This window comes from Pirellulales bacterium, assembly GCA_035533075.1.
Classification (GTDB): domain Bacteria; phylum Planctomycetota; class Planctomycetia; order Pirellulales; family JAICIG01; genus DASSFG01.
In genome coordinates this window covers 1-25,518 of record DATLUO010000041.1, presented here as the reverse complement: position 1 = coordinate 25,518, position 25,518 = coordinate 1, and the positions used below count along the sequence as shown (strand labels likewise).

Below are 25,518 nucleotides of genomic sequence, written 5' to 3'. Positions count from 1 at the left end.
GAAGCTGCCGACTAACATCTCCACGCGGTTGTGGCCGAAATCGGTCGCATACAGGACATTCTGCCCGTGGCTGTTCTGCGCGAACTCCAGACCGGTGTAGAGGTCGCCGGCGGCGCCGTTGTCGACCATGACGATCGCATGTGTCGGATCCACGGCGGGGTTCCAGCCGCTGATGGTGCCGTCGAGCGTATCGAAGATCAGGAGGGCCGGCGCGTGCTTGCCGTTTGCCGAGATCACGAAGTCTGATGTCGCGTTGTAGACGACGCCGGTGGGTTCGCCGACCGGTCCGAACGGCTGGGCCGCCGAGGCCGGCACGGTGATCGTCTGCGGGAGCACGTGCCCGGACTTGTCGTAGAACGTGGCCAGCCCGGTGTTGAACGGGTTGGCCACCACGAACTCCCCGCCCGGCATAGCGGTCATGCCCCAGCCGTTCAGGTTGGGGTCGGTGTGGTGCGCCGTGCCAGGCTGGTAGCCGACCAGGTCAGTCTGCTGGTAGCCGCTGAGCAGGCAGCGGTTTTCCAACGCTTCAAGTTTCAGGGGTATCGCCGCGCGTGGTCGTGACGGGCGGCGCGTTTTTGATCGGCGCGGGGCGGCTGCCGAGTCGGAATTTGCCGAGTCAAGGATTGAGCGGAACCACATGGAAAGTCTCCTTTTCGTTTGTGGTCTGCGATAGAATGGCGACGGCGACCTGAAGGGCGCGCAGACCGTGCGCCGCCCGGGTGCCGGGCCGGTGGGGAGCTTGCTTGGCCGTAAGGACCCCACCGGCCGCCTTTCAATTTTGGATTTTGGATTTTGGATTTTGGATTGGCCTTTCCGCCAATCCAAAATCGAAAATCCAAAATACCCCGGGGTCATGGCCGGCCCGCTCGGATCGGCGGGTCCGGCCAGGACCGTTCGAGATGGCAACGACTGCGACTACTTGGAGATCTCTGGGCAGAGCACGTAGAAGGCGCCGTCGTAGTCAAGGGTAGCGTGCCCAGCGTTGACCGCCGACAGGACCGCATCCCCGCTCGTCAATGGAAGAGTGACGTCGCCGGTGATAATGACCGGGATGATCATCCAGTACGGGTTGTAGGTGCCACCGTTTGGGGCTCCCGTTGGGATCGAGAGGACATGGCTGATGTCTTGTTCATCGATGAGGTAAAGCGGGTTGGCGATTCCGCTCGCGATCACCTCGTCCTCGGGGCTGACGTTCGTATCAACGAGCACGTTCACGATTTTACCGTTGGCATAGGCTTGGATCGTCGGCGGCTCGCCGGCACGGACGAAGCTGATGCAGATGGTCAGGGCCAAGGCCGCGCCGGCCGCGCCCAGGGCGATGGCCGATCTTCGGCGCGCCGCGGACGGGGAGCGTTTCCGGTTTGGCAGCCAGGAAGAGAACAACAACATGATCTTTCTCCTTTTTGAGAACTGGTCTGCGATACAATGAAAACACCATCACTCGGCGCGCAGACCGTGCGCCGCTTGGTGCCGGGCCGGTGGGGAGCTTGCTTGGTCGTAAGGACCCCACCGGCCGTCTTTTCAATTTTCGATTTTGGATTTTCGACTGCGTAGGGTGGGACAAGCGAGTCTTGCGCTTCGCCGGCCCACCGGTCGTCTTCGACCCCATCGAGCTTGCCTCGATGGTGAAGCAGAGGGTGAGCTAGACACTGCCGCGCCTTCGTTGCTTCGACCCCATCCAGCTCGCCTGGATGGTGAAGGAGATTTCTTGACGCTTAGCAACCGCGAATCTTATTCACCATCCAGGCGAGCTGGATGGGGCCTTTTTTGCTGACTTCGCGAACGCAGCTAGCTCACCATCTTGTTCACCGATCCGCACAAGGCGGATGGGGTCTCTGTCTGTCCTTCTCCTCGTCCCTCCTTCCTCCTTGTCTCCCTCTGTCCCATTCCGTCTCAGTCCCGTAGGGACGGCGGAGTTTAGCCGTGGGTGCCAACCCACGGACATCGTGCAGCGCCGTTCTCGTAAGCCGCGTAGCGGCGGCAGAACTGAACGCCCACGACTCCGTCGCCGCTACGCGGCTCTTGTTCATTCTGCGGCTGCGAACCGTGGGTTGGCACCCACGGCTAAACTCCGCGGTCGCTACGCGGCCAAAAAGGGGGCCGGTATAAACGGACCGACTTGCTCGATGCTGGCCATGCAGACGCTGGCGATTTCCGAAGTTTTGACCAACGATCATCATTTCACCCAGGAAGGATTCACGGTCCTGTTTCCGTCGTCGGATGGTTCAATAACTCCTCCGCCTCGCGGCGGAGGATCCGGCAGCCCAGCCAGTCGTGCCAGCTCGGGCCGAGATCGCCGCTCCCGAAATCGGGCGTCGTGTCGACGAGAAGCCGGTCGGCTGCGGCCAGCGCCTGCCGCGCCTCGTCGGTCTTGCCCAGGCGGTACAACGACATGGCTTCGACCACCTGATTAATGACGATCAGCTCGGGATGAGACGCGGCTCGCTGGCGACTGTCTGCGCAGGCAGTCCGAGCTTCGGCGAATCGGCCGCAACGGTAGTCGTGCAGTCCCTGCGCGAACAAGAACCACGGATAGGCTTCATGCCTCGCGCCGACCGATAGGGCCGTCTGGACCAGCGGCGCGAGCTGTGCGGGATCCGAGACGCCGCCCGCAAGCAGCAAGCAGGCCTTGGCCGTTTGTTCGGCAGAATCGGTGGCGTTGCCCCAGCGCGAGAGCATGGTGTGGCAGTATTTCTGATAGGCCGGAAGGTCGCCTTGCTCGGCCAAGAGGAAGCCGAGTTGGTAGGCGCTAAAGTGGTCTGTTGCGTCCAGTTCCATGGCCCGAGAGAGGGTAGCGGCGGCTTCATCCCGCTCGCCTTTTCGAAGATGGGTCCTGGCCAGATTTTGGCGGGTCACGGCCAATTCCTCTCGGTACTTTGGGATCGTCGGGAAGTCGGCGGCGAGCTTTTCCAGAATGACTAGTGCGGCGCGCCAGGCTGCCTCTGCCTCGTCATCCTTGCCCAGGCCGATCAGGATCCAGCCCAGGTTTTGCCAGCTTCCGGCTAGGCCCCTGCGATATTCCGGTACCGTTGGGAAGTCGGCCGCGAGTTTTTCTTTAACGGGCAGCGCGGCGCGACACGCCGCCTCCGCCTCGGCGAGCTTGCCCTGATCGTCTAGGACCGAGGCCAGATTGTTGCGGGTCATGGCCAGGTTATGTCGGTATGTTGGTACCGCTGGGAAGTCGGCGGCGAGCTTTTCCAGAACGCGCAGCGCGGCACGATAGGCCGCCTCGGCTTCGTCGTGCTTGCCCTCCTGTTTCATGGCGGTGCCGAGGTTCGTCCGCGCTGCGGCGAGGCCCCATCGGTAATCTGGCACCGTTGGGAAATCGGCTGCGAGTTTCTCATGAATCGCCAGCGCGGCGCGAAACGCCACCTCCGCCTCGTCGCGTTTGCCCAGACGGGCCAGCAGGACGCCCGAAGCGTTGTGGGTTTTAGCCAGGTTCTCGCGGTATTCTGATACGGTTGGGGATTCGGCCGCGAGCTTTTTCTGAATGGCGAGCGCGTCACGATAGGCCGAGTCCGCCTCGTCGTTGCGACCCAGCGAGAACAGGACGTTGCCGAGGCCGAAGTGGCTCGCGGCCAGTTGCGAGTGGTATTCGGGCGCGGCGGGGAAGTCGGCGGCCAGTTTGGCAAAGATCGACCGCATCTGTTCCAAGTCTGCCAGTGCCCCTGCCGTTTCTCCGATTTGCTGCTGCACGGTCCCAAGTCGGCCATAAGCACGGCCGCGCGCCGCTTCCTGCGCCGCATCTCGCGGCTTTCGCTCAACCAACCTTTGGTAGAACGGCACGGCCGACTCCAGCAGCTTCTTGCGCAAGGCGTTGAAATCGGAACGCTTCAAGTCGGGGTCTTCCGTAACTCTGTTCAGATAATCGTCCACCGCGCTGTGGGCGATTTCGAAGTTCTCTTCCGCGCGCCGCTGGGCCGCCCGGGCCGACAGAAAGCCCACGCTCGTCGCGGCGATGCCGCCCACCAGCACCGCGAGCACGGCGCAGACGGCCGCCGCCGGCCCACGGTGGCGCTTCAGAAGCGTCCGCAGCCGGTAATGCGCCGACGGCGGGCAGGCCACGACTTGCTCGTCGTTCAGATAATGTTTGACGTCCAATGCGAATCCCGTGGCCGTCTCGTACCGCCGGTTGCGGTCCTTCTCCAAGGCCTTCATCACGATCCAGTCGAGCTCTCCGCGAAATAGTCGGCTGAGCTTGCGCGGGTCGCTTGCACGCTGCTGGGAAGCCGTGCTGGCTGCCTTTCCGACGGTGCTCATGCGCGTGCTCGGCTTGGGAGGCTCTTCCTCGCGGATGATGCGGCGCATCTCGTCATAACCAACCTTGCTCAGCCGCTCGCTCTCGAACGGCGTCGTGCCCGTCAGCAGCTCGTACAACAGCACGCCCAGCGAATAGATGTCGCTGCGGGTGTCCATGTCGAGCCCGCTCAACTCCGCCTGTTCGGGCGACATGTACAACGGCGTGCCGATCATCTGAGCAAAGTTCGTGAACAGCGTCTTCTCGGTAAGCTGCTGGCCCATCGCCTTGGCGATGCCGAAGTCGATCACTTTGACCACCGGCTGGCCGTCGTGCAGCGTGACCATCACGTTACTAGGCTTGATGTCGCGGTGGATAATCCCCTTCTGGTGCGCGTGCTGCACCGCCTGGCAAACGTCGACGAACAGCTCCAGCCGCCGGCGGATGCCGAGGCAGCTCTCGTCGCAGAATTCCGTGATAGGAATGCCGCGGACCAGTTCCATGACGAAGTAAGGCCGGCCGCAATGTAGGTCAGGCTTTCCAGCCTGACCGAGTAGTTCAGGCTGTCCGGCCTGACGAGCCGGGTCGCTGTCAGGCTGGAAAGCCTGACCTACGGTGCCGCCGTCGAAGATGTGGGCGATATTCGGGTGGTCCATCAGGGCCAGGGCCTGCCGCTCGGCCTCGAATCGGGCAACCACCTGCCGCGTGTCCATGCCCGGCTTGAGCACCTTCAGCGCCACCTTGCGTCGCACCGGCTGCTGCTGCTCGGCCATGAACACCACGCCAAAACCCCCCTCGCCGATCTGCTCCAGCAGCTTGTACGGCCCGATCACCGTGCCCGGCCGCTCGGCGATGGGCCGCTCGAGGGTAGGCGCAACGCCAACTCCGGGCGAAGGCGCGTCCAAGGGGCCGTGCGATTGCTCATGGACCGACAGGAGCACTTTTACCCGTTTCAAGAGTTCGGGGTCGTCACCGCAGGCGCTGCGGAGGTACGCCTCGCGCTCACACGCCGTGGATTGCTCCAGGGCAGCGAGAAAAATGGCTTTCTCATCGTTGTCGTAATCGAGCATGACGAATTCCTTCTATAACACAGTGCGGAATCCAGCAGCGCATCACCCCACAAAACAGAAAATTTCAGAGGATTTTTTCAGCACGCTCGTTCCGGGTCGTCTTCTCTTAGCTCCGCATGGAGCCAGGCGCGGGCGTAAGCCCATAGCCGATCGGCAGTTGAGGAAGAAATGCCCAGCGCGTCGGCCGCCTGGGGGAGCGTGAGGCCGGCGTAATAGCGCAGCTTCACCAGATCGGCGCCCGCCTTGTCCAGACGCTCGAACTTTTCGAGGGCATCATTCACGGCGAGCAGATCGACGGCCGGCTCCGGGCAGGCGATCTCGGCCTCCTCGAGAGGAAGGCGTTCCAGCCCGCCCCCGTGCTTACGGCTTTTTTTCTTGCGTGCCTGATCGACCAGAATCCGCCGCATGGCCTCGGCCGCGGCGGCAAAGAAGTGTCCGCGGCTGTTCCAATGCTGGGCCTTGCCGACGTCGACCAACCGCAGATACGCCTCGTGGACCAGGGCCGTGGCCTGCAAGGTTTGCCCAGGCTTCTCTTGCACGAGTTTTTGCGTCGCCAGCTTTCGCAATTCGTCGTAGACCAACGGCAAGAGCTGCTCCGCGGCGTGCGGATCGCCTTGCTCGATAGCCGATAGGATGCGGGTGACATCGCTCATCGCCCCTGAACATAACCGACCGGAGGCCGCCTGGCAAAAATCGAGGCCGGTCATTGCGGTCCCCTGCTCTCACCGCCGAGCGACAGGCCCCAATGCGGCGCTAATTCCAGCCGCGCCAGTGCTGCACGAATGCCGCCAGACCGCCGCACGCCAACATCGTCACGGCCGCCCAATGCCCCTGTGAGTTTGGAACCTCACTGCTGGTGTAGGCGTTCACCGCCCACGACGCGCCACCGCCGGAGAGGACGTAGAGCACTGCGCTGATGAGCTGCCGCGCAAAATCGACCTTGCGCCCGCCGACCAACTCGCGAAACCCATGTTCGAAATCGGACTCGTCAACGGTTTGCGAGCGGCGCCGCCTCGACCAGGCGACCGCCTCAAGGTGCAGAAGATTGTCAAGTTCCGTGAGAAGCGCCTCTTCGCGCTCACCGCCCTTGAGGCTGGTGTCGTACTTGATCTGCGGGAGCTTGGCCATTCCTCAGCCGCCAATCGTGACGGAAAAGCCAAACTCAGCCAGGATCTCCCGGACAGCTTGGGGAAGCACCGCTTTGAAATCGTCTTCCATGATGCGCTCTCGGTGCTGGGCAAGCACACGCTCAACAGCGAGCTCCCGCATCCGCTGCGTCAGCCGGTTACGCACGTCGTCCCGAAACTCCAGCGACTCAGGAGAAAAACGAAGCTGATCAGATGGTTCAAGAGTGGCCATATCTTCATCTTATTGCCCCGGCGAATACAAACAATGTCGAGAACGCGAAAACCGCCCGCGTCCCCTAACGTTCAGTCGAGTTCTTCCAGCCACAACCGGATGTCGTTTTCATACTCCGTCGCCAGGTCGCCTTTGACAAGCTGACGGTGGAAGCTGGCGGCGCTGCCTTTCTCGCCCATGTCAGCGGCTTCGGCCGAAGGGAAGCGGCACTGCGGATCGGGAGCGATCAGGCTGCGGATGAGGTTCATCAGGTTGTCGCTGCAGGCCACCTCGCTGGGAAGCCACTCGTGCAAACGATGCACCAACACCCGCTTCGCTTCCAGCAGGTCCTTGTAGGTCAACTGGCCGGGGAAGGGCGGCATGCCCGCCAGCATCTCGATCAACACGTAACCCAGACTGCACAAGTCGCTGCGGGGCGACGTGCCCACGCCTTCCAGCACTTCGGGCGCCGAATAGGTGGGCGTGCAGCTCCGGCGTTGCGGCGCGTCGTCGATCTCGAAGGCCGAGCCGATGTCGATGATCTTGGCATTGCCCGTCCGTTTGAGCATGATGTTCGACGGCTTGATGTCGCCATGCACGATCCCTTCACGGTGCAGCGCGGCCAGCGCCGCCAGACATTCGCGCAACACCGCAATGGCGATGCCCGGCTTCAGCCGCGGTTGCACGGGGCCGGCGGTCACGATCACGTTGTTGAGATATTCCCAGCGGCGAATGCTGACGCGGTTCTGGGCGCGTGCCAGCATTGCCGGGCTGAGCAGGCGGCTCAGGTCGTAGCCGTCGATCCACTCCATCTCCATGATACGGATGCGGTTGCGGTCGATGAAGTTGTGGACGTCGATCAGATTGTCTTGCTGAATTTGGGCCACGCGGGCAGCGACGCGGGCAATCCGTGCCATCGCCTCGTCGTAGCTGCGTGGGTTGTCGTAGTATTGGGGCGAGAAAACCTTGAGCGCCACGGGCAACGTGAACTGGTCGGTGCCGCGGCGCTCGCTGAGATAGACGACGCCTTGGCCGCCGGAGCCAAGCAGCTTGTTGAGATGGTGGTGCTCGGTCCAGCTATGCCGCTGTTCCGTCACCAGCCGTTCGTAGCGTTTGAGCAGATCGTCGTCGACGGGCCGGATCTTGGGACGTCCGCTGAATGTCAGCGTGGCCGAACCGTCGAAAAAAGTGGTCGTAGACAATGCACCGCCTCCCGGTAAGAGGAATCGATGCCCTCCAAGAGGGCAATCGCCTTTTCTTGCCAGCCACAATCTTAAAGTGCGGCGCGGCATTGCGTCCAGTGAGATCCGGCCCCCCACACCGGAAAACCGAGATTTTTGTCGACGAGATTCAACAAAGGGCGGCCTGCCTGCCAGCGACGGAGGTTCTCGCAAAAGAAATCCGTCATGTCGTCGATTCTCGGGGCGCTCTGCCCGCCCACGTGCGGCGTGATGATCACGTTGGGCAAATCCCATAGTGGGCTGTCCGCCGGGAGCGGCTCGGTCTGGGTCACGTCGAGCCCCGCGCCCGCCAGGCGGTCTGCGCGCAGGGCCTCGACCAGGGCCGGTTCGACGACCAACGGACCACGGGCCATATTGACCAGAATGGCGCTGCGTTTCATCTGCGCCAGTGCCCGTGCGTCGATCATGCCGCGCGTCGAAGGTATCAACGGCGCCGCCAGCACCACGATGTCCGACGCCGCCAGCAGGTCATAGAGACGGTCGGCCGGCCAGAGGGCGTCGACATAGTCGGGCTTGTCGGCCGGGAACATATCGGTGGCCAGAATGCGGCCTTTGAAGACGCGCAGCACTTCGGCCAGACGGCGGCCGTTGCCGCCGAATCCGACGATGCCGATCGTGGCCCGGTGCAGATCGCGCGTCGGCCGCCGGATGAATTCTTTGCTCTGCTGCGCGCGGAAAAACACCGGCAGGCTCCGCAGCAGGCCCGTGATGAGGGCCAGCGCGTGCTCGGCCACCTGATCGGCCAAGACGCCCGACGCGCTGGTGACCACAATTTCGGAAGCGATGACCGACGGCACGAGGCAATGGTCCATGCCGGCAGCCGACGACTGGATCCATCGCAAACGGCCGCGGCGGACGACTTCGTCCCAGGGAACGGGATGGACTTTGGCATGGCCGCAAAAAATGTCGGCCGCAAGGATTTCTTGCGCGGTCCGCTCTTGCCCGGCGTCAACCACTTCGGCATCGGGCGCGGCGGCGGCGATCTGGCGCAGGTGCCGCTCTTCGACCGGGTAACACAAGACGATTCGCATTCACGGTATGTGGAGCGTCTTGGCGCAGCGCTTGCAACGCTTCCGCTGGTTGTTGATCTTGGCGCCGCACTTGGGACAGGTGCGGGACTTGCGTTTCATTTTCAGCGCGGTGCGCGGGCGGGTTCGCATAGCTTTGCTCGTGGCCGAAGGTGGACAATCCTGCAAGATACCGTAGACTTGGCCGGCGTTTCAAGCCCGTTTGGTGCTCCGCCCATGCTCGATCCTCACGATACCATCGCAGCCCTTGCATCTGCGCCGGGCGGCGCGGCACGGGCCGTCGTGCGCGTGAGCGGGCCGCAGACCGTAACCTGCGTCGAACTATGCTTCACGGCCGATGGCGGCGAAGCGCTGAGCCAGATCCGCCGGCCAACCGCGATCCCAGGCAGCGTCAGGCTTGCGGACGTGGCGGCGCCCTTGCCTTGCACCTTATATCTCTGGCCATCCGCGCGCAGCTATACGCGGCAACCGACTGCCGAAGTACACACCGTCGCGTCGCCGCCGCTGGTCGACGCCCTGCTGGCAGAGTTGTGCGCCAAGGGTGCCCGGCTGGCCCGCCCCGGCGAATTCACTTTGCGGGCCTTTCTTGCCGGGCGGATCGACCTGACGCAGGCCGAGGCCGTGCTGGGAGTCATTGACGCCCGCGGCCGGCGGGAGCTCGAAACGGCGCTCAGCCAATTGGCCGGCGGCCTGGCCGCGCCGCTGGCGCGACTGCGCGGCGAGTTGCTGGATGCCTTGGCGCATCTCGAAGCCGGCCTCGACTTCGTCGAAGAAGATATCGAGTTCATTTCGCCCGACGATCTCGACGCGCAATTGGCCGCCGCCCAGGCCGAAGTGGAAGGACTGCTCGATCAAATGCAGGCTCGCGGCGAAGCGCCGGGCACGTTGCGGGCCGTCTTGATCGGCGCACCCAACGTCGGCAAGAGCTCGCTGTATAACGCGCTCGGCGGGCAGAACGTGCTGGTTTCCGAGCAGGCGGGAACCACACGCGATTACCTGGCGACTCGCCTCGACTTGGACGGCACCATGTTCGAGTTGGTCGACACCGCGGGCATCGAACATGCGCAAACGACCGCAATCGCGCGCGCCGCGCAGGCGGCCGGATGCGGCCAGCGGGAACAGGCAGAGATCGAAATCGTGTGTCTCGACGCGAGTCGGCCGTTGACGGAAAGCGAGGAGGATTTGCTGGCAAGCCGGCCGCGTGGTGAGCGGCTCGTCGTGTGTACCAAGACCGACCTTCCGCGCCGCGCGCGAGAGCTGCCGGAGGCAATCGACACCAGCAGCCGCAGCGGGGCCGGTCTTGACCTGCTGCGCAGGCGGCTTCGTGAGGCAGGAGAGGCAGACAAGGTGACACTCGGCGTGGTGGCCGCCACCGCGGTCCGCTGCAGCGAGAGCCTGCGGCAAGCGGCCGAGGGGCTTGTTCGCGCGCGCGGCGTGGTTCAATCGGCAGGCGGCGAGGAGTTGGTAGCAGCCGAACTGCGCGGCACGCTGCATCAATTAGGCGAGGTCGCCGGCGAGGTGTACACCGACGACATCCTCGACCGCATTTTCAGCCGCTTTTGCATCGGCAAGTGAGCGAGCGGGGCTGTAAGGTGGGGCATGCGAGCTATATCTACGAGCGCCGGCCCACCGTCAATGACGATGCGGGGGCCACGGCGCCGAATGAATGATCCGGCTAACGGTGGGCCGGCGCTCGCAAGCTCGCTGGTCCCACCCTACGGTCTACACGCCCGCCTTAACGCTGTTTTCCACCGGCGTGCTGGCGTGGCTCGGCGCCGCGCCGTTGCCGGTCGCGGTCGTCACCGGCTCGTTCTGGGCGAACTTGACCAGCGATTCGGGGATCTCCACGCCGCCGATGTCGCGCAGCACCTGCATCATCGGCGGCATCGTGCGGGCCATGCCGTGCAGGAAGCTGGCCGTGTTCGTCGTGCCGTTTTGCCCGCCGTTCTCCCAGACCACCACCTTGTCGAACTTGATGTTCGAGATCGCTGTGGCGGAAGTGGCGGCCAGATGGTCGAGATGTTCCAGCATCAAGAGTTGGAAGGCATCTTTCGCACTGCCGCAGGCCGAGATGATCTCGCGCAGGCCTTCGCCCTTCTTGGCCAGAATCTCATATTGGCCGCGGGCCTCGGCTTCGAGCTTGGCAAAGATGGCACTGGCCTCGCCCTGGGCCTCGATGCGGCGTTTTTCGGCCTCGGCCTCGGCCTGCACCACGACTTTGGCCTTTTCGGCTTTGGCCGGGGCCTCCACGGCCGCCCGGCGTTCGGCTTCGACGCGTTCGGCCTCGGCCAGCGCGGCCTTGGCCATGGCGCGGTTCTGGGCTTCCAGCACGGCCGCCTCGGCCTCGCGCTTGCGCGTCTCGCCCAAGGCGTAAGCGTCGGCCTTTTTCACCAGCAATTCGGCTTGCGAAGCGGCGATCACCGCCTGGGCCGTGTTTTCGCCGGCCACGGCCTTGGCGTTCGCGTCGGCCAGTGCGATCCGCATTTGCCGCTCGGCGTCTTTGACTTGGGCCTCGCGCTCGAAGCCCGCCGTCTGCTCGCCGATGGCCTGTTCTTTGGCCAACTCGGCCAGCCGCACGGCCTGCTCGCGCTGCGCCTCGCGGGTGCCGATCTCGCGCAGCTTCGTGGCGGAGGCCACCTGGATCACCTTATCGCGTTCGGCTTCGGCCACCCGCGTTTCGCCCAGCTTCAATTGCTCGGCCACATCGCCGCGGGCCTGCTGGATGGCCTGCGAAGCCGCCTTCTGGCCGATGGCGTCGATGTAGCCCGACTCGTCGGTGATGTCGGTGATGTTCACGTTGATCAGCACCAGGCCGACCTTCTTCAGCTCCGGCTCCAGCGAGCGTTGAATGTGCTCCAAGAACGTGTCGCGATCGCGGTTGATGTCTTCGATCCGCATCGAGGCGATCACCTGCCGCAACTGACCGAAGATGATCTCCTCGGCCTGCTCCTTGACCTGGGCCGTGTTCAGGCCCAAGAGGCGGATGGCCGCGTTCTGCATCACTTCCAGGCTGGTGCCGATGGCCACGGTAAACACGCTCGGCACGTTCACGCGGATGTTTTCGGCCGACAGTGCGCCGCGCAGCGGAATTTCGATCTGGATCGGTTCCAGGCTGAGCCAGGCGTAATCCTGGATCAGCGGCACGACGAAGGCGGCGCCGCCGTGGATGCACTTCGACACTTCGCCGGCGGCCGCCCGGCCGTAAATCACCAACACGCGATTGCTGGGGCAACGCTTGTAGCGCGAGGCCAGGGGAATGAGCAGGCCGAAGAAGACGACCATCACGGCGATGGCGATGCCGCCCAGCGATATGAGCAGGCCGCTGGATGTCTGAGCAATAAGCGTAACGGAGGACAACAATTGACTAAACATTGGCGGTCCTTTCCGGCTCGGGCACCGGTTCGACTTCGACGGTGTCGGGGCCGAGAACTTGGGTGACGACGACCATGCTTCCGACGGGCAACGGCTCGTGGGCGGTCATCGCTTCGTATTCCATGGTCCGGTTTTGCACGTTGATTTGAATCTTGCCGGCGCCCGATTTGTGGGCCGGGATTCGCAGATAGACGGTGGCGCTCCGACCCACGGCCCGTTCGATGCGGACCGTCCCGTCGGCCCGCAAACGTTTGAGCGATTGCATCAGCCAATGCACGCCGTACATGGCCGCCCCGCCCGCGGCCAAGGCCACGACGAACGTCAACTCGCCGGGCAAATCGGCCGAGTTGCCGGCCAGTCCCGCCAGACCGAAAAACGTCAACGCCGCCACCACTGTGCGGAAGGTGAGCATGCGGATGAACGACGCTGTTCCGTGGTGGCCGGCGTCGTGGCCCGTGTCGTGGTCGCCGCCGCCGTCGTGCCCGAAGTGAAAGTCGTGCGGAACATCGTCGGGCAAATCGTCGGGCAGATCGTGCCCAAGACCGAGCAGCGTCATCAAGAACTGGCAAAGAAGGACCGTTCCCCCGATCACGGCGGAAACGCTGTAGATGATGGTGGCCATAGACGCGACCTTGTGTGACATGCTTGCCCCACGCATGAGATTCGCCGCTCGCGGCGGAATCTTGTGGCGGCCCTCTCGCCGCTTATCATGGGGCGCGTGGCGACCCTTGTCAAACCGCACCCGGCGGCCAAAGCACCTAAGTCTAGGCCATACTTAGGGTTGCTCTATCGTTCGGGCAGCATGTTTTTACCGCTGCCGTAATACTCGCTTTCGGGCACGTCGAGCCAGATCGAATCCGGATCGTCCGTGGCGATCGCTTCCGCCTCGGCGATGGTCAACCCGTTTCGCCCTTCGTCAATATGACCGGCTTTCTTATGCAGCCGCAGCCCTTCCTTTTCCGCATATTCGATGGCCCCGAATCCAGTGAGTCGCATGAGTTGCCTCCAGGCACGAGAATGTGTTCGCCCTACGTTGAGCGATCTCGAAATCCTGGTTGCAAATCACGTACCCCGTTATTCGCCGCTCGCTGAACGCTCGCGGACCTTGGCGGTGCAGACGAAGGTCAGATGGGGGCGGCGCGGATCGTTGGTTCGATAGACGATCTCGAACCGGCACGCACCGTTCATGCCACTGGCCGCACTTTTCGCGGACCCGGCAAGATCCGCATAAGCCTCGCAAGCGGCGCCGCTCGACCAATGCTCATATCTACTATAGATGTAATACTTTTTAGAAATAAGTTGATCGATATCTGTGCCTGATTACACTGGGACTTTAGCTTCTCACTTCTCCATTTCCACTCGCAGGCACAAGGGCTTCTCGCATGTTCTCTCACTTCTCCAGGAAACGGGCCAGGAACGATGTCAACCGCGTTGGCAAAGTGTTTGCTTCGCGGAAGGGCCAACGGGGATACTGTCGGGCAGGTTTCGGATCCGCCAACTACTTGCGATTGGAAGCCCTCGAGACGCGCCACTTGCTGTCCGGCGTCAGCCTCATCGACGCGGGCGCCTGTAACAATGGCAACCCGCCGCCGCCCTGCATCACCACCAACGCCGGCGGCGCCGTGGTCCTCGGCAGCGGCAACATGCTCGGCGATACGGCCACGCTGTCGGGCGGCAATTGCCCGACGGGCACCCTCACCTTCTACCTCTTCGCTCCCGGCGTCATTCCGAACGCAACCGACAGCAACAATGTCTACAGCGATACGGTCACTGTCGACGGCGACGGCACGTACAGCACCGACGGCGGAACGGACCCGGGCGGCTATCTGCCGACGGTGACCGGCAAGTATCAGTGGCTGGCGGTCTATGGCGGCGATGCGAACAACGGGGCCGTTGCCAGCAACTTCTGCGACGAACCGGAATGCGTTACTCCAGCCCAGCCGAACATCACCACGGTCCCCGGCGGCCCAGTGGTTTTGGGCGGCGGCGACAGTCTCACCGACACCGCCACCCTTGCCGGCGGCAGCAACCCGACCGGCACGATCACTTTCTATCTGTTCGCTCCCGGCGTCACGCCGGCGGCCGACAACGGCAACAACGTTTACAGCGACACCGTCACGGTCAGCGGCGACGGCACCTACAGCACAAGTGTTGGAACGGACCCCGGCGGTTACGTGCCGAACGTAGCCGGCACCTATCAGTGGGTCGCGGCCTACAGCGGCGATGCGAACAACTGCTCCGCCGCCAGCAACTTCGGCGACGAGCCGGAATGCGTCACGCCGCCTTCGCCGCCGTCGACCCAGGTCGACATCCTGAAGATCGCCGACCAGCAGTCGGTCGACGCCGGGCAGACCGCCGGTTTCACCATCGAGATATCCAACGTTGGCGCCAACACGGCCACCGGTCTGACGCTCAACGATCCGCTGCCGGCGGGCTATGGCAACGACATCCACTGGCAAATCGACTCGTCGGGCATGGGTTACGGGGCGGGCACGCAACCGGCCGATTTCGTGATCAGCGGACCGGTGGGCAATCAGGTGCTCACGCTGGCGTCGTCGGTGAACACGCTGGCGGCCGGCGCCAGCATCAGTGTGAATATCACCGGCCAGACAAGTCTGAACGACGTCAATCCGGGCCTGGCGCCCTGCACCACCACGCTGGTCAACACGGCCACGGTCAACGCCTCGAACGAGCCGGCCAACGATCAAAACGCCCAGGCCAGCGCCACCATCACGCTGCACAGCGCCGACGTCGATATCACGAAGACGGCCGATCAGTCGCAGATCGTCGCCGGACAGATGGCCGGCTTCACGATCCAGATTTACAACCAAGGCTGCGTCGACGCCATGGGCGTGACACTCAGCGACCCGCTACCGGAAGGCGCGGCGAACGACATTTATTGGCGTCTCGACCCGAAACAAAACTCGTCGGAGTATTTCCAGATTGTGGGCGGCATCGGTCAGCAGCAATTGGAGCTGGCTCCGGGCATGACGACCTTGCAACCGGGTGCCCTGATCAGCGTCCACATCATCGGCCAGACGTCGGTCAACGACGTGGGCAACCTGGACAACACGGCCACCGTGAACGCCTCGAACGAACCGTCATTCGAAGACAACGCACAGGCCAGCGCGTCGATCGGCGTCGAGCAGAGCGATCAGAACAACGCGCAACAGCTCTATGTGCAGGCGGCGTTCGAGCAGGCGCTTTATCGGCAGCCCGACCAGGCGACGCTGGCCAGTTTCGTCAACGCCTTGGACAACGGCATGTCGCGAGCGACGTTCGCCATGACGCTCACGCACAGCAGCGAATACTACGACGACGTCGTCTCGCAGGCCTACGAGCACTATCTGGGCCGCACGCCGGACGCCACCGGCCTGCAGTACTGGAACCAGCAGCTTCAGGCCGGCATGACCGACGAACAGTTGGAGGCGCAGTTCATCGGCTCGTCGGAATACTACCAGCACAGCGGCGGCACCGATAAGGCCTGGGTCGACCACATGTATTTCGACCTGCTGGGCCGCACTCCGGACCTGCGGGGCGAGACCTACTGGGTGGCCGCCTTGGCGGGCGGGGCAAGCCGGTCGTCGGTGGCCTTGGGCTTCGCCGCCAGCGCCGAACGCGAAGGCAACATCGTCCAGCAGGACTATGAGACGTTCCTCGGCCGACCGGCCAGCGCCAGCGAGGTGAACGGCTGGGTGATGGGTTTTGAGAACGGCCTGAGCAACGAAGACGTGATCGCCGGCTTCATCGCCTCGAACGAGTTTTTCGCCGATCACAGCTAATTAACTCGGATCTCAAATCGCCTGGAGAAACATCGTTGTGGCTGGGGCGGGTTTCACTCGCCCCGGCCACCGTTGTTTGGACTGTATGGGAGGTTGGGGTTGTCTGGTAACAGTGCGTTGACTATGACGATCGTAAAGTGTAATCTGATTGCGTTTGACGGGCGCGGTTGCGCCGGTTGGTTGAAAGTACCAGGGATGGGTAATGAGAAAAGCAACCCGGTTTTTTACGCATTCAGAGGCATCCCATGGCATCTTTTCCCGCGTCGTCCGGTTCCTCGTTCTTTCGTCGCGTAAGTAAGAAAAAGGCCGTCCCCAGCCGTAAACGGGGCTGGAAGTCGCACCGGCCGTTGCTGGCAGAAGCACTTGAAGGGCGGTGGATGCTCGACGCGAACGTGGCGGCCGACCCTAACAACGTCAGTCTTTCGACCGCTCCCGGCGGCACCGTCGTCTTGGGCAGTTCCGTCAAAATGAGCGACATGGCCACGCTGACCGGCGGCAGCAGTCCCACGGGCACGATCACGTTCTACCTGTTCGCCCCGGGAGTGACCCCCGCCGCCGATCACAGCAACAACGTCTATAGCGATAAAGTCACGGTCAGCGGCGACGGCAACTATAGCACCAGCACCGGCACGAATCCGGGCGGTGCCATGCCCGCGAAGATCGGCACGTTTCAGTGGCTCGCCGTTTACAGCGGCGACGCCCATAACCAGTCAGTGTCGAGCACGCTGGGCGACGAGCCGCAAACCGTGGTGTCGCCGCCGGCCATCAGCACCTTCGAGGGCGGCACGCTGCACTTGGGCAGCGGCGGCAAGCTCTATGATTCGGCCCAACTGCAAGGCGGCATGAACCCGACGGGCACGATCACATTCTATTTGTTCGCACCAGGCGTGACCCCCAACGCCACCGACGGCAACAACATCTATACCGACACGGTCACCATCGATCCCGCCAACCCCTATGCTCTTTATGATGTGACGAAGGGGAACAATCCGGGCGGCCATGTGCCTCAGCAGACGGGAACCTATCAATGGGTCGCGGTCTACAGCGGCGACGCGAACAATCCGCCGCAGGCAAGCGAATTTGGCGACGAACCGCAGAAGGTCGTCCCCTCGGCTCCCACGATCACCACGGTCCCCGGGCCGTCAGTTGTGTTCGGCAGCGGCCAGCCGCTCACCGACACCGCCACGCTCGCCGGTGGCAGCAATCCCAACGGCACGATCACCTTCTATCTGTTCGCTCCGAACGTCACGCCGGCCGCCGACGATAGCAACAATATCTATAGCGACAGCGTCACGATCAACGGCAACGGCAGCTACAGCACCGCCAGCGGAAGCAATCCGGGCGGTCATGTGCCACAGGCGATTGGCACCTATCAGTGGGTGGCCGTCTACAGCGGCGATGCCAACAACGCGTCGGCGGAGAGCAATTTCGGCGACGAGCCGGAGGTCTCCACTTCGCCGCCCGCCATCAGCACCTTCGAAGGCGGCACGCTGCACCTCGGCAGTGGCGGCAAGCTCTATGATTCAGCCCAACTGCAGGGCGGCATCAATCCGACGGGCACCATCACCTTCTACTTGTTCGCTCCGGGCGTTACGCCCAACGCCACCGACAGCAACAACGTCTATACCGATACGGTCACCATCGATCCCGCTCACCCGTATGCTCTTTATGACGTGACCATGGGGAACAATCCGGGCGGCCCTGTGCCTACGCAGACGGGAACCTATCAATGGATCGCGGTCTACAGCGGCGACGCGAACAATCCGCCCCAGGCGAGCCAGTTTGACGACGAACCGCAGAAGGTCGTTCCGCCGGGGCAGGCCCAGGTGGTCGTCTTAAAGATCGCCGATCAGCAGTCGATCGACGCCGGGCAGATCGCCGGCTTCACGATCAAGCTGTTGAACGAAGGCGCCAACACCGCGACCGGCGTCACGCTCAACGATGCCTTGCCGCCGGGCGTCGCCGCCGACGTCAACTGGCAGATCGACTCGTCGGGCAACGGCTTTGCGGCGGGTACGAATCCGGGCGACTTCACCATTACGGGGCCGGTCGGCCATCAGGTGCTCACGTTGGCTTCGTCGGTGAATGCGCTGGCGGCCGGCGCGAGCATCAGCGTCCACCTCACCGGGCAGACCAGCCTGAACGACGTCGACCCGAACCTGCCGCCCTGCACGACCACGTTGGTCAATACCGCGACCGTCAACGCGGCGAACGAGCCGGCCAACGACCAAAACGCCCAGGCCAGCGCCACGATCACGCTGCACAACGTCGATCTCGACGTCAGCAAGACGGCCGACCAGACGCAGGTCGTCGCCGGGCAGATCGCCGGCTTCACCATCCAGATTTTCAACCAAGGCTGCCTCGAACCGCAAAACGCGACGCTCACCGACCAGTTGTCGGCCGGGCCGGGCAACGACATCTTCTGGCGACTCGACCCCACTCAGGGCTCGGCGGAGTTCTTCCAGATCGTGGGCCAAATCGGTCAACAGCAATTGGAGCTGCTGCCGGGAGCGAACTTGCAGCCCGGCGGCTTGATCAGCGTTCACATCATCGGCCAGACCACGGTCAACGACGTGGGCACGTTAACCAACACCGCCACGGTTAACGCGTCGAACGAGCCATCGTTCGAAGACAACGCGCAGGCCAGCGCCTCGATTCACATTGAGCCGGCCCAGGGCAACGCGCAGTCGCTCTACGTTCAGGCCGCGTTCGAGCAGGTGCTGGGCCGCCAGCCCGATCAGGCTTCGCTGGCCAGCTTCGTAAACGCGCTCGACAACGGTATGTCGCGGACGACGTTTGCCATGACGCTCACGCACAGCGACGAATACTACGACGACGTCATCTCGCGGGCCTATCAACACTTCCTGGGCCGCTCCCCGGACAGCAGCGGGTTGCAGTACTGGGACCTGCAAATGCGCGCCGGCCTGACCGACGAGCAGTTGGAAGCCCAGTTCATCGGATCGCCCGAATACTATCAGCACAGCGGCGGCACCGATAAGGCCTGGGTCGACCACATGTATTTCGACCTGCTGGGCCGTTCTCCCGACGTGCAGGGCGAGACCTACTGGGTGGCCGCGTTGGCGGGCGGCGCGGCGCGGTCGTCGGTGGCCTTGGGCTTCGCGGCCAGCGCCGAGCGTGAGGGCGATCAGGTCAAGGAGGACTATGAAATCTTCTTGGGTCGCTTGCCCACCCAAAGCGAGATCGATGGTTGGGTGACGGCCTTCGAACAGGGCCTGACCAACGAAGACGTGATCGCCGGCTTCATCGCTTCCGACGAGTACTTCGCCGACCACAGCTAGTGCCGCTATTCGAGGTCGGCTGCGGCATAAAAGCGCTGCTTTTCAACCGCATGCACTGCCTTCGGCTGTGCGGCCGGGTCGGCAATCGTGTAGAATCGCACTCCACGTTGACTGCACGCTGGATTTTGTCGATCCAAAATCCAAAAATCCAAAATCCAAAATCGACCGATGCTTTCGCTCGAGCGGCTCGACTCGGTGCTCGCCACGCTGCCACGTCTCACGATCGGCCTGGTGGGCGACCTTTTTCTCGACCGATATCTTTGGCTCGATCCCGACCTGGTCGAAACATCGATCGAAACCGGCCTGGAGGCCTATCAGATCACGCGCGTCCGCAACAGCCCCGGCGCGCTGGGCACGGTGATGAACAATCTGGCGGCCCTGGGCGTGGGCCGGCTCGTGCCCGTCACCGTTCTCGGCGACGACGGCCAGGCCTACGATTTGCTGAAAGAGCTGAACAAGCTGCCGGTCGATGCGGGGCACATCATGCAAGACCCGGTCCGCCTCACGCCCACCTACACCAAGCCGATGCGCCGCGACGCCGCGGGCACGTGGCGCGAGTTGAACCGCATCGATCTGCGCAACAACGCCCCGCTCGGCCGCGAAACCGAGGCACGCCTGGTTGAACACCTGACCGACGTGTTTCAGAGCGCCGACGGACTGGCGGTGCTCGACCAGGTGAACGAAGAGAACCGGGGCGTGATGACCACGGGCGTGCGCGAGCACCTCGCGTCGCTCTGCCGGGCGGACCCCGATAAGATCGTGCTGGTCGACAGCCGCCAGCGTATCGGCCAGTTTCACTTTGGGCTGCTCAAGCCCAACGTCGGCGAGTGCCTGCGATCGCTCGGCCGCGACGAGCGCTCGGCAACGGGCGACCTGGCGTTTGCCCGCGACGCCGCCGTGGCCCTCAGCCGGCACACGGGCCGGCCGCTGTTTTGCACGGTCGGCGAGTCGGGCATGCTGGCGGTGGGCTTCAAGGGGCCCGCGTCGGTCGCTCATGTGCCCGGTTGTCCGGTCAGCGGCCCGATCGACATTGTCGGCGCGGGCGACAGCGCCACGGCGGGTATTCTCTCTGCGCTGCTCTCCGGCGGTTCGGCAACGGAAGCGGCCGCGCTGGGCAACCTGGTGGCCTCGGTCACCGTGCAGCAACTCGGCACCACCGGCACGGCCTCGCCCGACCAGTTGCGTGCCGGCTGGCGCCTGATGCCTGACGCCTGATGCTTAACGACGGTGGGCCGGCGCTCGCAAGCTCGCTGGTCCCACTCTACGCCCAAGGCGCTGCTGCCGCGCATGAAGCACCACGACCTTGGCCCACGGCCGGCGCGGGTGGGCCGGCAATTCGAGAATCTGATCGTATCGACCGCCCGGTCCACACAGCGCATCGCGGTCAAACGAGCGGTCGTCGACTTCCAGGACGAGGAAGGGCCACTGCTTCTTGTCGGGGGCGAAGTACAACCCGAGTGGCAAGTTGGGCGCTTCTGAACCGACCACGATGCCCGGAAGACCGGCATAGAACCGCACATAGCTGGAACTCGCCAACACACTGTCGCCTGGTTTCGCCTCGCGCTTCACGCACTCCGCCGCCTCGTAGATCGGCGCATAAACCGTGTGCAGCGGCTTCAGGCACTTGGGCACCAACCCCACATAGAACAGGAAAACCACAACGGCCAGCGCGCCGCGCGGCGAACGCATAAAGCTCAGCCTCTGCGAAGCCTCTTCGGCCAGACAGACCGCGCCCGCCGCCGCCGTCGGCAACATCAACGCCACCAACGGCAATATGTGACGGTGGCTGATATAACCCGCGGTCAGGTACAGCAACAGCAACAAAGCGGCGTGCCCGTTCATCAGCAGAACGTGCATCACCGACGCCGGACGATTCGGCTTGGGACGGCGTGGCCCAAAGGTTCCGACCGCCAGCGGAACCATGGCCAAATAATAGAACCCTTGGGCCAGCTCGCGCGCCAGCTCGAAAATGGCCAGGCCCATCACGCCGGCAAACGCCGATGGCCGGCGGAATTCGTCGGGCAAGGTGCTCCCCGGAGCCGGTTCGGCGAGCAGTCCCGTGGTGGGCTCGACCGAGGCCATCGCCCGCTCGTGTTCCGAGACCGTGTGACGAAACGGCAGCTTTTTGCTGGTGATTTTCCCGGCCAACAAGGCATAGGGAACGACGACCAACGACGCGGCGGCAAGCACTCCGGCGATCGTCAGCGCCGCCTTGAGCCGCGAAGCGCAGCGCTCGCGGCAAAACTCCCAGGCCACGGCGAGTCCTGTGGCGACGCCGACCAGCAGCCCTTCGGGCCGCACCGCAAAGGCCAGGCTGCTCGCCAGTCCCGCCGCCGCGAACCAGCCGATCCGCCGGCTTCGCAATCCTTCGATCGCCAGCCAAGCGCCGGCCAGATAGAACATCAAGTGCGGCGTGTCGCTCAGGCTGTCGCTGGCGTTCAGACGCAACAGCGGCCAGACCGCCGCCAGCAGCACCGTGACGTTCGCAATCCGCTCGTTGTAAAGCCGCCGGGCAAAGAGCCAGAGAAACACGATGGACAGCAAACCACAGGTGCCCGACGCCAGCCGCGTGGCGGCAAGAAAGCTGTCGAACTCGTCGCGGCCGGTGAGCCAGCGGTAGACACGCTCGCAACCGAGCAACATCGCCGGGTAGCCGGGATGCTGGTCTTCTACGCGAAGCGTCGTCACCGGATCGATGGCCAGCGACTTGGCGATGCGGATGAAGCCGATGCCGTCTTTGGCGATAATGGGCGAACTGGAAACAATGTAGAGCTGGCACAAACCGCCCAGCAAAACTGCCGCGGCCAGTGTGCCATATCGCGTGCGCTCGTGGGGCGGCCTTCCCAGGCCGTCGCTTGGCTCAGACGGCCTAGGAAGGCCGCCCCACGGGGAGTTTTCGGACAACCTCTCAGTAAGCATTCTTTTCCGCCAGCATACGGAGGGGAGTCTTGAACAGAATATAGAGGTCGAACCATATCGACCAACGCCGGATGTAGTACAGGTCAAAATCGAGCCGCATGCTGATGCTGGTGTTGCCGCGCAGCCCGTTGAGCTGGGCCCAACCGGTAAGGCCGGGCAGGACGCCGTGCCGCTGCATGTAATCCGGGAACTGCTGCGAAAACTGGGCGACGAAATAGGGCCGCTCGGGCCGCGGCCCGACCAGGCTCATCTCGCCTTTGAGCACGTTGATCAACTGCGGCAGCTCGTCGATGCTCCAGCGCCGCAAAAACGCGCCGAAGGCCGTCCGCCGCGGATCGTGCTCCTGGGCCCAGACCGGGCCGGTCTTGGCCTCGGCGTCGAGCCGCATGGTGCGGAACTTGAGCAGCATGAACCGGCGGCCGCCACGCCCGACCCGTTCTTGCGTGTAGATCGCGGGTCCGGCGCTCGTCAGCCGCACCACGGCTGCCACGATCAACATGGGAATTCCGATCACCGCCAGCAGTGCCAAGGCGCCGGTGAAGTCGACGACCCGCTTGAGCAAAGCGCCCAGGCCCAGCGATAAGACGGGACATGGGTCGAGCGCGATTGCGTCGTCGATGGTTTGCACGCCACTGGCATGCGCCAGCGGGAAGTGCGGTCCCGCATTGCCAACGGAGTCTCGAACACCCGGCTTGATGATCACGATCGTGGTTGCCTTTGCGTTAAGCTGCGGTTCGATATGCTTGCACGGTGCGCCGAGCACAGTCGTCCCAGCGGAACAGGGCGGCCCTCGCCGGACCCGCCTGCCGAAGCTGCCGCTGCAGCGATTCGCTTTCCAGCACGCGCTCCAAGGCGGCCCGAATGTCGTCCGGCGAATGGGGATCGACGTAGACGGCAGCCTCGCCGAGCACTTCGGGCAACGAGGCGGCCCGGCTCGAAACCACCGGCGTACCGCAAGCCGCGGCTTCCAGCGGTGGCAGGCCAAAACCCTCGTAAAAGCTGGGGAAGCAGAACACGCTGGCGGCCCGCATCAAGGCCGGCACATCGTCCTGGGCCACATAGCCCACCTCGTGCAGAACGCCGCGATGCCGCAGTTCCGCCAGTTCGCGGCGGAAATAGGCCTGGTTCCAGCCCGGCATGCCCGCCAACACCAGCGGGTAGGCTTGCTGCACCTCGGCCGGCAACAGGGCGTAGGCCCGAATCAGCCCTTGCAGGTTCTTCCTCGGCTCGAGCGTTCCTAGATAGAGGACAAATTGCCGCGGCAACTGGAGGCGGCGCCGTACGTCGGCGACACGCTCGGCATGAAGGGGGCTGTTGAAATAATCGAAATCGACGCCGAGCTGCGTGACGATCACGCGCTGCGGATCGACCGCCGGGCAAAGCTCCAGCAGTTCCTCGCGAGTGAAGTGGCTGTCGGCCAGGATGGCCCGCGAGCGAGACAAGGTTTGCCCCATCTTGCGGCGCAGCCAGGCGAGCCGGTCTCGCGGCAAGAACTGGGGGTATCGCAGGTAGCTCATGTCGTGGACGGTGGTCACCAACGGCAACGCCGACTGCGGCGAGACGAAGTTCGGCTCGTGAAACACGTTCCACTGAGCGTGCCGCGTTTCGCGATTCAGGTGAAAACGCCGCACGCGATCGGCCCAGTCGCGGCAGCTTGGCCAGATTCTCCGGACGACCGACTTGATGCGCTGATTGCGACCTGGATCGGCTTGTGTCGCCAGCCGGCTCAGGAACTCTTCGGGGGCCAGCACTTGTCGCCCGTCGAAGACGCCGATCGCCTCCAAATCGGCGTCGCCGGAGAGCGACATCAGCGCCTTGAGCAGCGAAAGGCCATACTGACCGATGCCGGTCAGGCGTCCCAGCATAGGGCCACCATTGAGAAGAATGCGCATCGGCGATCGTCCCTGATCTGCGTGGAGAGGTGGCACCCTTATCGGACGACCGCCCGGCGGGACTTGAGAAAATTTTTCGCAACGTAGGGTGGGGCAAGCGAGCTTGCGAGCGCCGGCCCACCGTTGGCGGCGTCGATTACGGTGGGCCGGCGCTCGCAAGCTCGCTGGTCCCACCCTACGGCGAAAGTGAGGTTGCCGTCCTACAACGTAGCGGTTAACATCCGCCGCCCGCGGAAACCGCGTACAGGGTCCGAGAGTACCACGAGAGCTGTCATGTCGATCACCGGCCCCGCAACCCGCTACGGCCCGCGCGTTGCCGAGGGGCGCCCTCTTCACGAGCAGCTCTTAAGCTGGCAACGTGGGCTCGCGGCGACAGCAACCAGTCCGGCACTCGTGCTGGTCGGCATCGCCGCGCTGGCGCTCTTGCTGCGCCTGCCGAACTACGCCAGCCGCGATCTGTGGGATGATGAGCTCATCCAGTACCATATCTGCACGGCGCCGTCGCTGGCCGAGATGTTTCAGAGCCTGGTCCGCTCCGACCGCAATCCACCGGGCTTTGCACTGCTCGCACGGGCGGCCCTGCAGTTTTCCGATAGCGACATGATGCTGCGCCTGCCGTCGTTGCTGGGCGGCATGGGCGCCGTCGTGCTGGCCTGGTACGCGGGCAAGTCGTGGTTGGGCACGCAGGGTGCGGCCGTCACGGCGGCGATCGCGGCTGTTTGCCCGACGTACATTTTCTTCTCACGCGAGGCCCGGCCTTATAGTGTGGGGCTTTGCGCGGTCTACGCATACCTGGTCTGCCTGAACGCTTTCCGCAACGGTCCTTCGCTGCGCAAGGCGGTTCTCCTCGGCTCCGTTTCGGCCGCGGCGATAAGCGTGCAGTATGCCAATATACCGCTGGTTGGAGTCACCTTAGCCACGGCGGCGGTCGTCTCGTTCCTATCAGGGCAGCGGAATTGGCGGAGCCTCGGTTGTTGGGGATTGGTCGCGGTTGTGGCCGCCGGGGCGGTGGCGATCGATGTCGCTAGGTTTCTCGTGCCGCAGGTCTCGGTTCACGGCACGGGAAAGACCGACTTTCTGCGAACGTACTTCTTTGACTTGGCCAGCCTGCGCTCGGCGTGCGAATTCATTCCCCACAGCACGGCCGGCTTCCTGAGCCATATCAGCTTGACGGAGATGATGGCCCCCGGTTGGCAGCCCGTCTGTCTGCTGGGTTGGCTGCCGTTGGCGGCCGGCGTGCTCGTCGTAGGGTGGGACCAGCGAGCTTGCGAGCGCCGGCCCACCATCAACGACGTCGCCCTTGGTGGGCCGGCGCTCGCAAGCTCGCTGGTCCCACCCTA

19 protein-coding genes are annotated in these 25,518 nt (G+C 63.8%); 5 read left to right on the top strand and 14 right to left on the bottom strand.

The window, feature by feature from the left end; genetic code table 11:
• The 8 genes from VNH11_05240 to VNH11_05205 all read right to left on the bottom strand — a co-directional run.
• A partial coding sequence (locus VNH11_05240; protein ID HVA45773.1) for a TIGR03118 family protein occupies positions 1–639 on the bottom strand: 639 nt, incomplete at its 3' end.
• Between the two features lie 276 nt (positions 640–915).
• Complete coding sequence (locus tag VNH11_05235) at positions 916–1,389, bottom strand: hypothetical protein (protein HVA45772.1); 474 nt, start codon at positions 1,387–1,389, stop codon at positions 916–918.
• 807 nt (positions 1,390–2,196) lie between these two features.
• Positions 2,197–5,307 carry a protein kinase gene (locus VNH11_05230; protein ID HVA45771.1) on the bottom strand — a complete coding sequence of 1,037 codons (3,111 nt, stop codon included), beginning with the start codon at positions 5,305–5,307 and terminating at the stop codon, positions 2,197–2,199.
• A 77-nt stretch (positions 5,308–5,384) separates the two neighbouring features.
• Entirely contained in the window at positions 5,385–5,960 is a 576-nt protein-coding gene (locus VNH11_05225) for an ECF-type sigma factor (GenBank protein ID HVA45770.1), read from the bottom strand.
• 100 nt (positions 5,961–6,060) lie between these two features.
• Positions 6,061–6,435 carry a hypothetical protein gene (locus VNH11_05220; GenBank protein HVA45769.1) on the bottom strand — a complete coding sequence of 125 codons (375 nt, stop codon included), beginning with the start codon at positions 6,433–6,435 and terminating at the stop codon, positions 6,061–6,063.
• Positions 6,436–6,438: 3 nt separating this feature from the next.
• A complete protein-coding gene (locus VNH11_05215; GenBank protein ID HVA45768.1) occupies positions 6,439–6,666 on the bottom strand; it encodes a hypothetical protein in 228 nt (75 codons plus the stop codon).
• A gap of 71 nt (positions 6,667–6,737) precedes the next feature.
• Positions 6,738–7,847 carry a serine/threonine-protein kinase gene (locus VNH11_05210; GenBank protein HVA45767.1) on the bottom strand — a complete coding sequence of 370 codons (1,110 nt, stop codon included), beginning with the start codon at positions 7,845–7,847 and terminating at the stop codon, positions 6,738–6,740.
• A gap of 71 nt (positions 7,848–7,918) precedes the next feature.
• Complete coding sequence (locus tag VNH11_05205) at positions 7,919–8,917, bottom strand: D-2-hydroxyacid dehydrogenase (protein HVA45766.1); 999 nt, start codon at positions 8,915–8,917, stop codon at positions 7,919–7,921.
• Positions 8,918–9,130: 213 nt separating this feature from the next.
• Between VNH11_05205 and VNH11_05200 the strand changes: the two genes are divergently transcribed.
• Positions 9,131–10,489: a GTPase gene (locus tag VNH11_05200; protein ID HVA45765.1), complete on the top strand. Its 1,359-nt coding sequence runs from the start codon at positions 9,131–9,133 to the stop codon at positions 10,487–10,489.
• A gap of 147 nt (positions 10,490–10,636) precedes the next feature.
• Here VNH11_05200 and VNH11_05195 read toward each other — a convergent pair whose 3' ends face one another.
• From VNH11_05195 to VNH11_05185, 3 genes are all read right to left on the bottom strand, one after another.
• Positions 10,637–12,286, bottom strand: a complete 1,650-nt coding sequence (locus tag VNH11_05195; protein ID HVA45764.1) for an SPFH domain-containing protein — start codon at positions 12,284–12,286, stop codon at positions 10,637–10,639.
• On the bottom strand, positions 12,279–12,908 hold the full coding sequence (locus VNH11_05190) for a hypothetical protein (protein ID HVA45763.1): 630 nt from the start codon (positions 12,906–12,908) through the stop codon (positions 12,279–12,281). Before VNH11_05190 ends, VNH11_05195 begins: the two co-directional genes overlap by 8 nt.
• A gap of 164 nt (positions 12,909–13,072) precedes the next feature.
• Positions 13,073–13,282 (bottom strand): hypothetical protein, encoded by a 210-nt coding sequence (locus VNH11_05185; protein ID HVA45762.1) that lies wholly within the window; start codon positions 13,280–13,282, stop codon positions 13,073–13,075.
• 506 nt (positions 13,283–13,788) lie between these two features.
• On the opposite strand from VNH11_05185, the gene VNH11_05180 reads away from it, so the two are divergent.
• The 3 genes from VNH11_05180 (at position 13,789) to VNH11_05170 (ending at position 20,582) form a co-directional block, all read left to right on the top strand.
• Positions 13,789–16,068, top strand: a complete 2,280-nt coding sequence (locus VNH11_05180) for a DUF4214 domain-containing protein (GenBank protein ID HVA45761.1) — start codon at positions 13,789–13,791, stop codon at positions 16,066–16,068.
• A 245-nt stretch (positions 16,069–16,313) separates the two neighbouring features.
• A complete protein-coding gene (locus VNH11_05175; GenBank protein ID HVA45760.1) occupies positions 16,314–19,367 on the top strand; it encodes a DUF4214 domain-containing protein in 3,054 nt (1,017 codons plus the stop codon).
• Positions 19,368–19,535: 168 nt separating this feature from the next.
• Positions 19,536–20,582: a PfkB family carbohydrate kinase gene (locus VNH11_05170; GenBank protein ID HVA45759.1), complete on the top strand. Its 1,047-nt coding sequence runs from the start codon at positions 19,536–19,538 to the stop codon at positions 20,580–20,582.
• Positions 20,583–20,585: 3 nt separating this feature from the next.
• Here VNH11_05170 and VNH11_05165 read toward each other — a convergent pair whose 3' ends face one another.
• The 3 genes from VNH11_05165 to VNH11_05155 are packed head-to-tail and all read right to left on the bottom strand — an operon-like array spanning position 20,586 to position 24,178.
• On the bottom strand, positions 20,586–22,271 hold the full coding sequence (locus tag VNH11_05165; protein HVA45758.1) for a glycosyltransferase family 39 protein: 1,686 nt from the start codon (positions 22,269–22,271) through the stop codon (positions 20,586–20,588).
• 4 nt (positions 22,272–22,275) lie between these two features.
• Complete coding sequence (locus VNH11_05160; GenBank protein HVA45757.1) at positions 22,276–22,989, bottom strand: sugar transferase; 714 nt, start codon at positions 22,987–22,989, stop codon at positions 22,276–22,278.
• A gap of 19 nt (positions 22,990–23,008) precedes the next feature.
• Complete coding sequence (locus VNH11_05155; protein ID HVA45756.1) at positions 23,009–24,178, bottom strand: glycosyltransferase family 1 protein; 1,170 nt, start codon at positions 24,176–24,178, stop codon at positions 23,009–23,011.
• A gap of 273 nt (positions 24,179–24,451) precedes the next feature.
• Between VNH11_05155 and VNH11_05150 the strand changes: the two genes are divergently transcribed.
• Positions 24,452–25,518 (top strand): glycosyltransferase family 39 protein (locus VNH11_05150; GenBank protein HVA45755.1); only part of this gene is annotated, 1,067 nt, incomplete at its 3' end.

What these genes read in the sequence shown, in the direction of transcription:
- VNH11_05230 (HVA45771.1), bottom strand. Translation starts at nt 5,307, where the DNA reads ATGCTCGATTACGACAACGATGAGAAAGCCATTTTTCTCGCTGCCCTG.
- VNH11_05215 (HVA45768.1), bottom strand. Translation starts at nt 6,666, where the DNA reads ATGGCCACTCTTGAACCATCTGATCAGCTTCGTTTTTCTCCTGAGTCG.
- VNH11_05170 (HVA45759.1), top strand. Translation starts at nt 19,536, where the DNA reads ATGCTTTCGCTCGAGCGGCTCGACTCGGTGCTCGCCACGCTGCCACGT.
- VNH11_05200 (HVA45765.1), top strand. Translation starts at nt 9,131, where the DNA reads ATGCTCGATCCTCACGATACCATCGCAGCCCTTGCATCTGCGCCGGGC.
- VNH11_05195 (HVA45764.1), bottom strand. Translation starts at nt 12,286, where the DNA reads ATGTTTAGTCAATTGTTGTCCTCCGTTACGCTTATTGCTCAGACATCC.
- VNH11_05185 (HVA45762.1), bottom strand. Translation starts at nt 13,282, where the DNA reads ATGCGACTCACTGGATTCGGGGCCATCGAATATGCGGAAAAGGAAGGG.
- VNH11_05225 (HVA45770.1), bottom strand. Translation starts at nt 5,960, where the DNA reads ATGAGCGATGTCACCCGCATCCTATCGGCTATCGAGCAAGGCGATCCG.
- VNH11_05235 (HVA45772.1), bottom strand. Translation starts at nt 1,389, where the DNA reads ATGTTGTTGTTCTCTTCCTGGCTGCCAAACCGGAAACGCTCCCCGTCC.
- VNH11_05155 (HVA45756.1), bottom strand. Translation starts at nt 24,178, where the DNA reads ATGCGCATTCTTCTCAATGGTGGCCCTATGCTGGGACGCCTGACCGGC.
- VNH11_05220 (HVA45769.1), bottom strand. Translation starts at nt 6,435, where the DNA reads ATGGCCAAGCTCCCGCAGATCAAGTACGACACCAGCCTCAAGGGCGGT.
- VNH11_05190 (HVA45763.1), bottom strand. Translation starts at nt 12,908, where the DNA reads ATGGCCACCATCATCTACAGCGTTTCCGCCGTGATCGGGGGAACGGTC.
- VNH11_05175 (HVA45760.1), top strand. Translation starts at nt 16,314, where the DNA reads ATGGCATCTTTTCCCGCGTCGTCCGGTTCCTCGTTCTTTCGTCGCGTA.
- VNH11_05205 (HVA45766.1), bottom strand. Translation starts at nt 8,917, where the DNA reads ATGCGAATCGTCTTGTGTTACCCGGTCGAAGAGCGGCACCTGCGCCAG.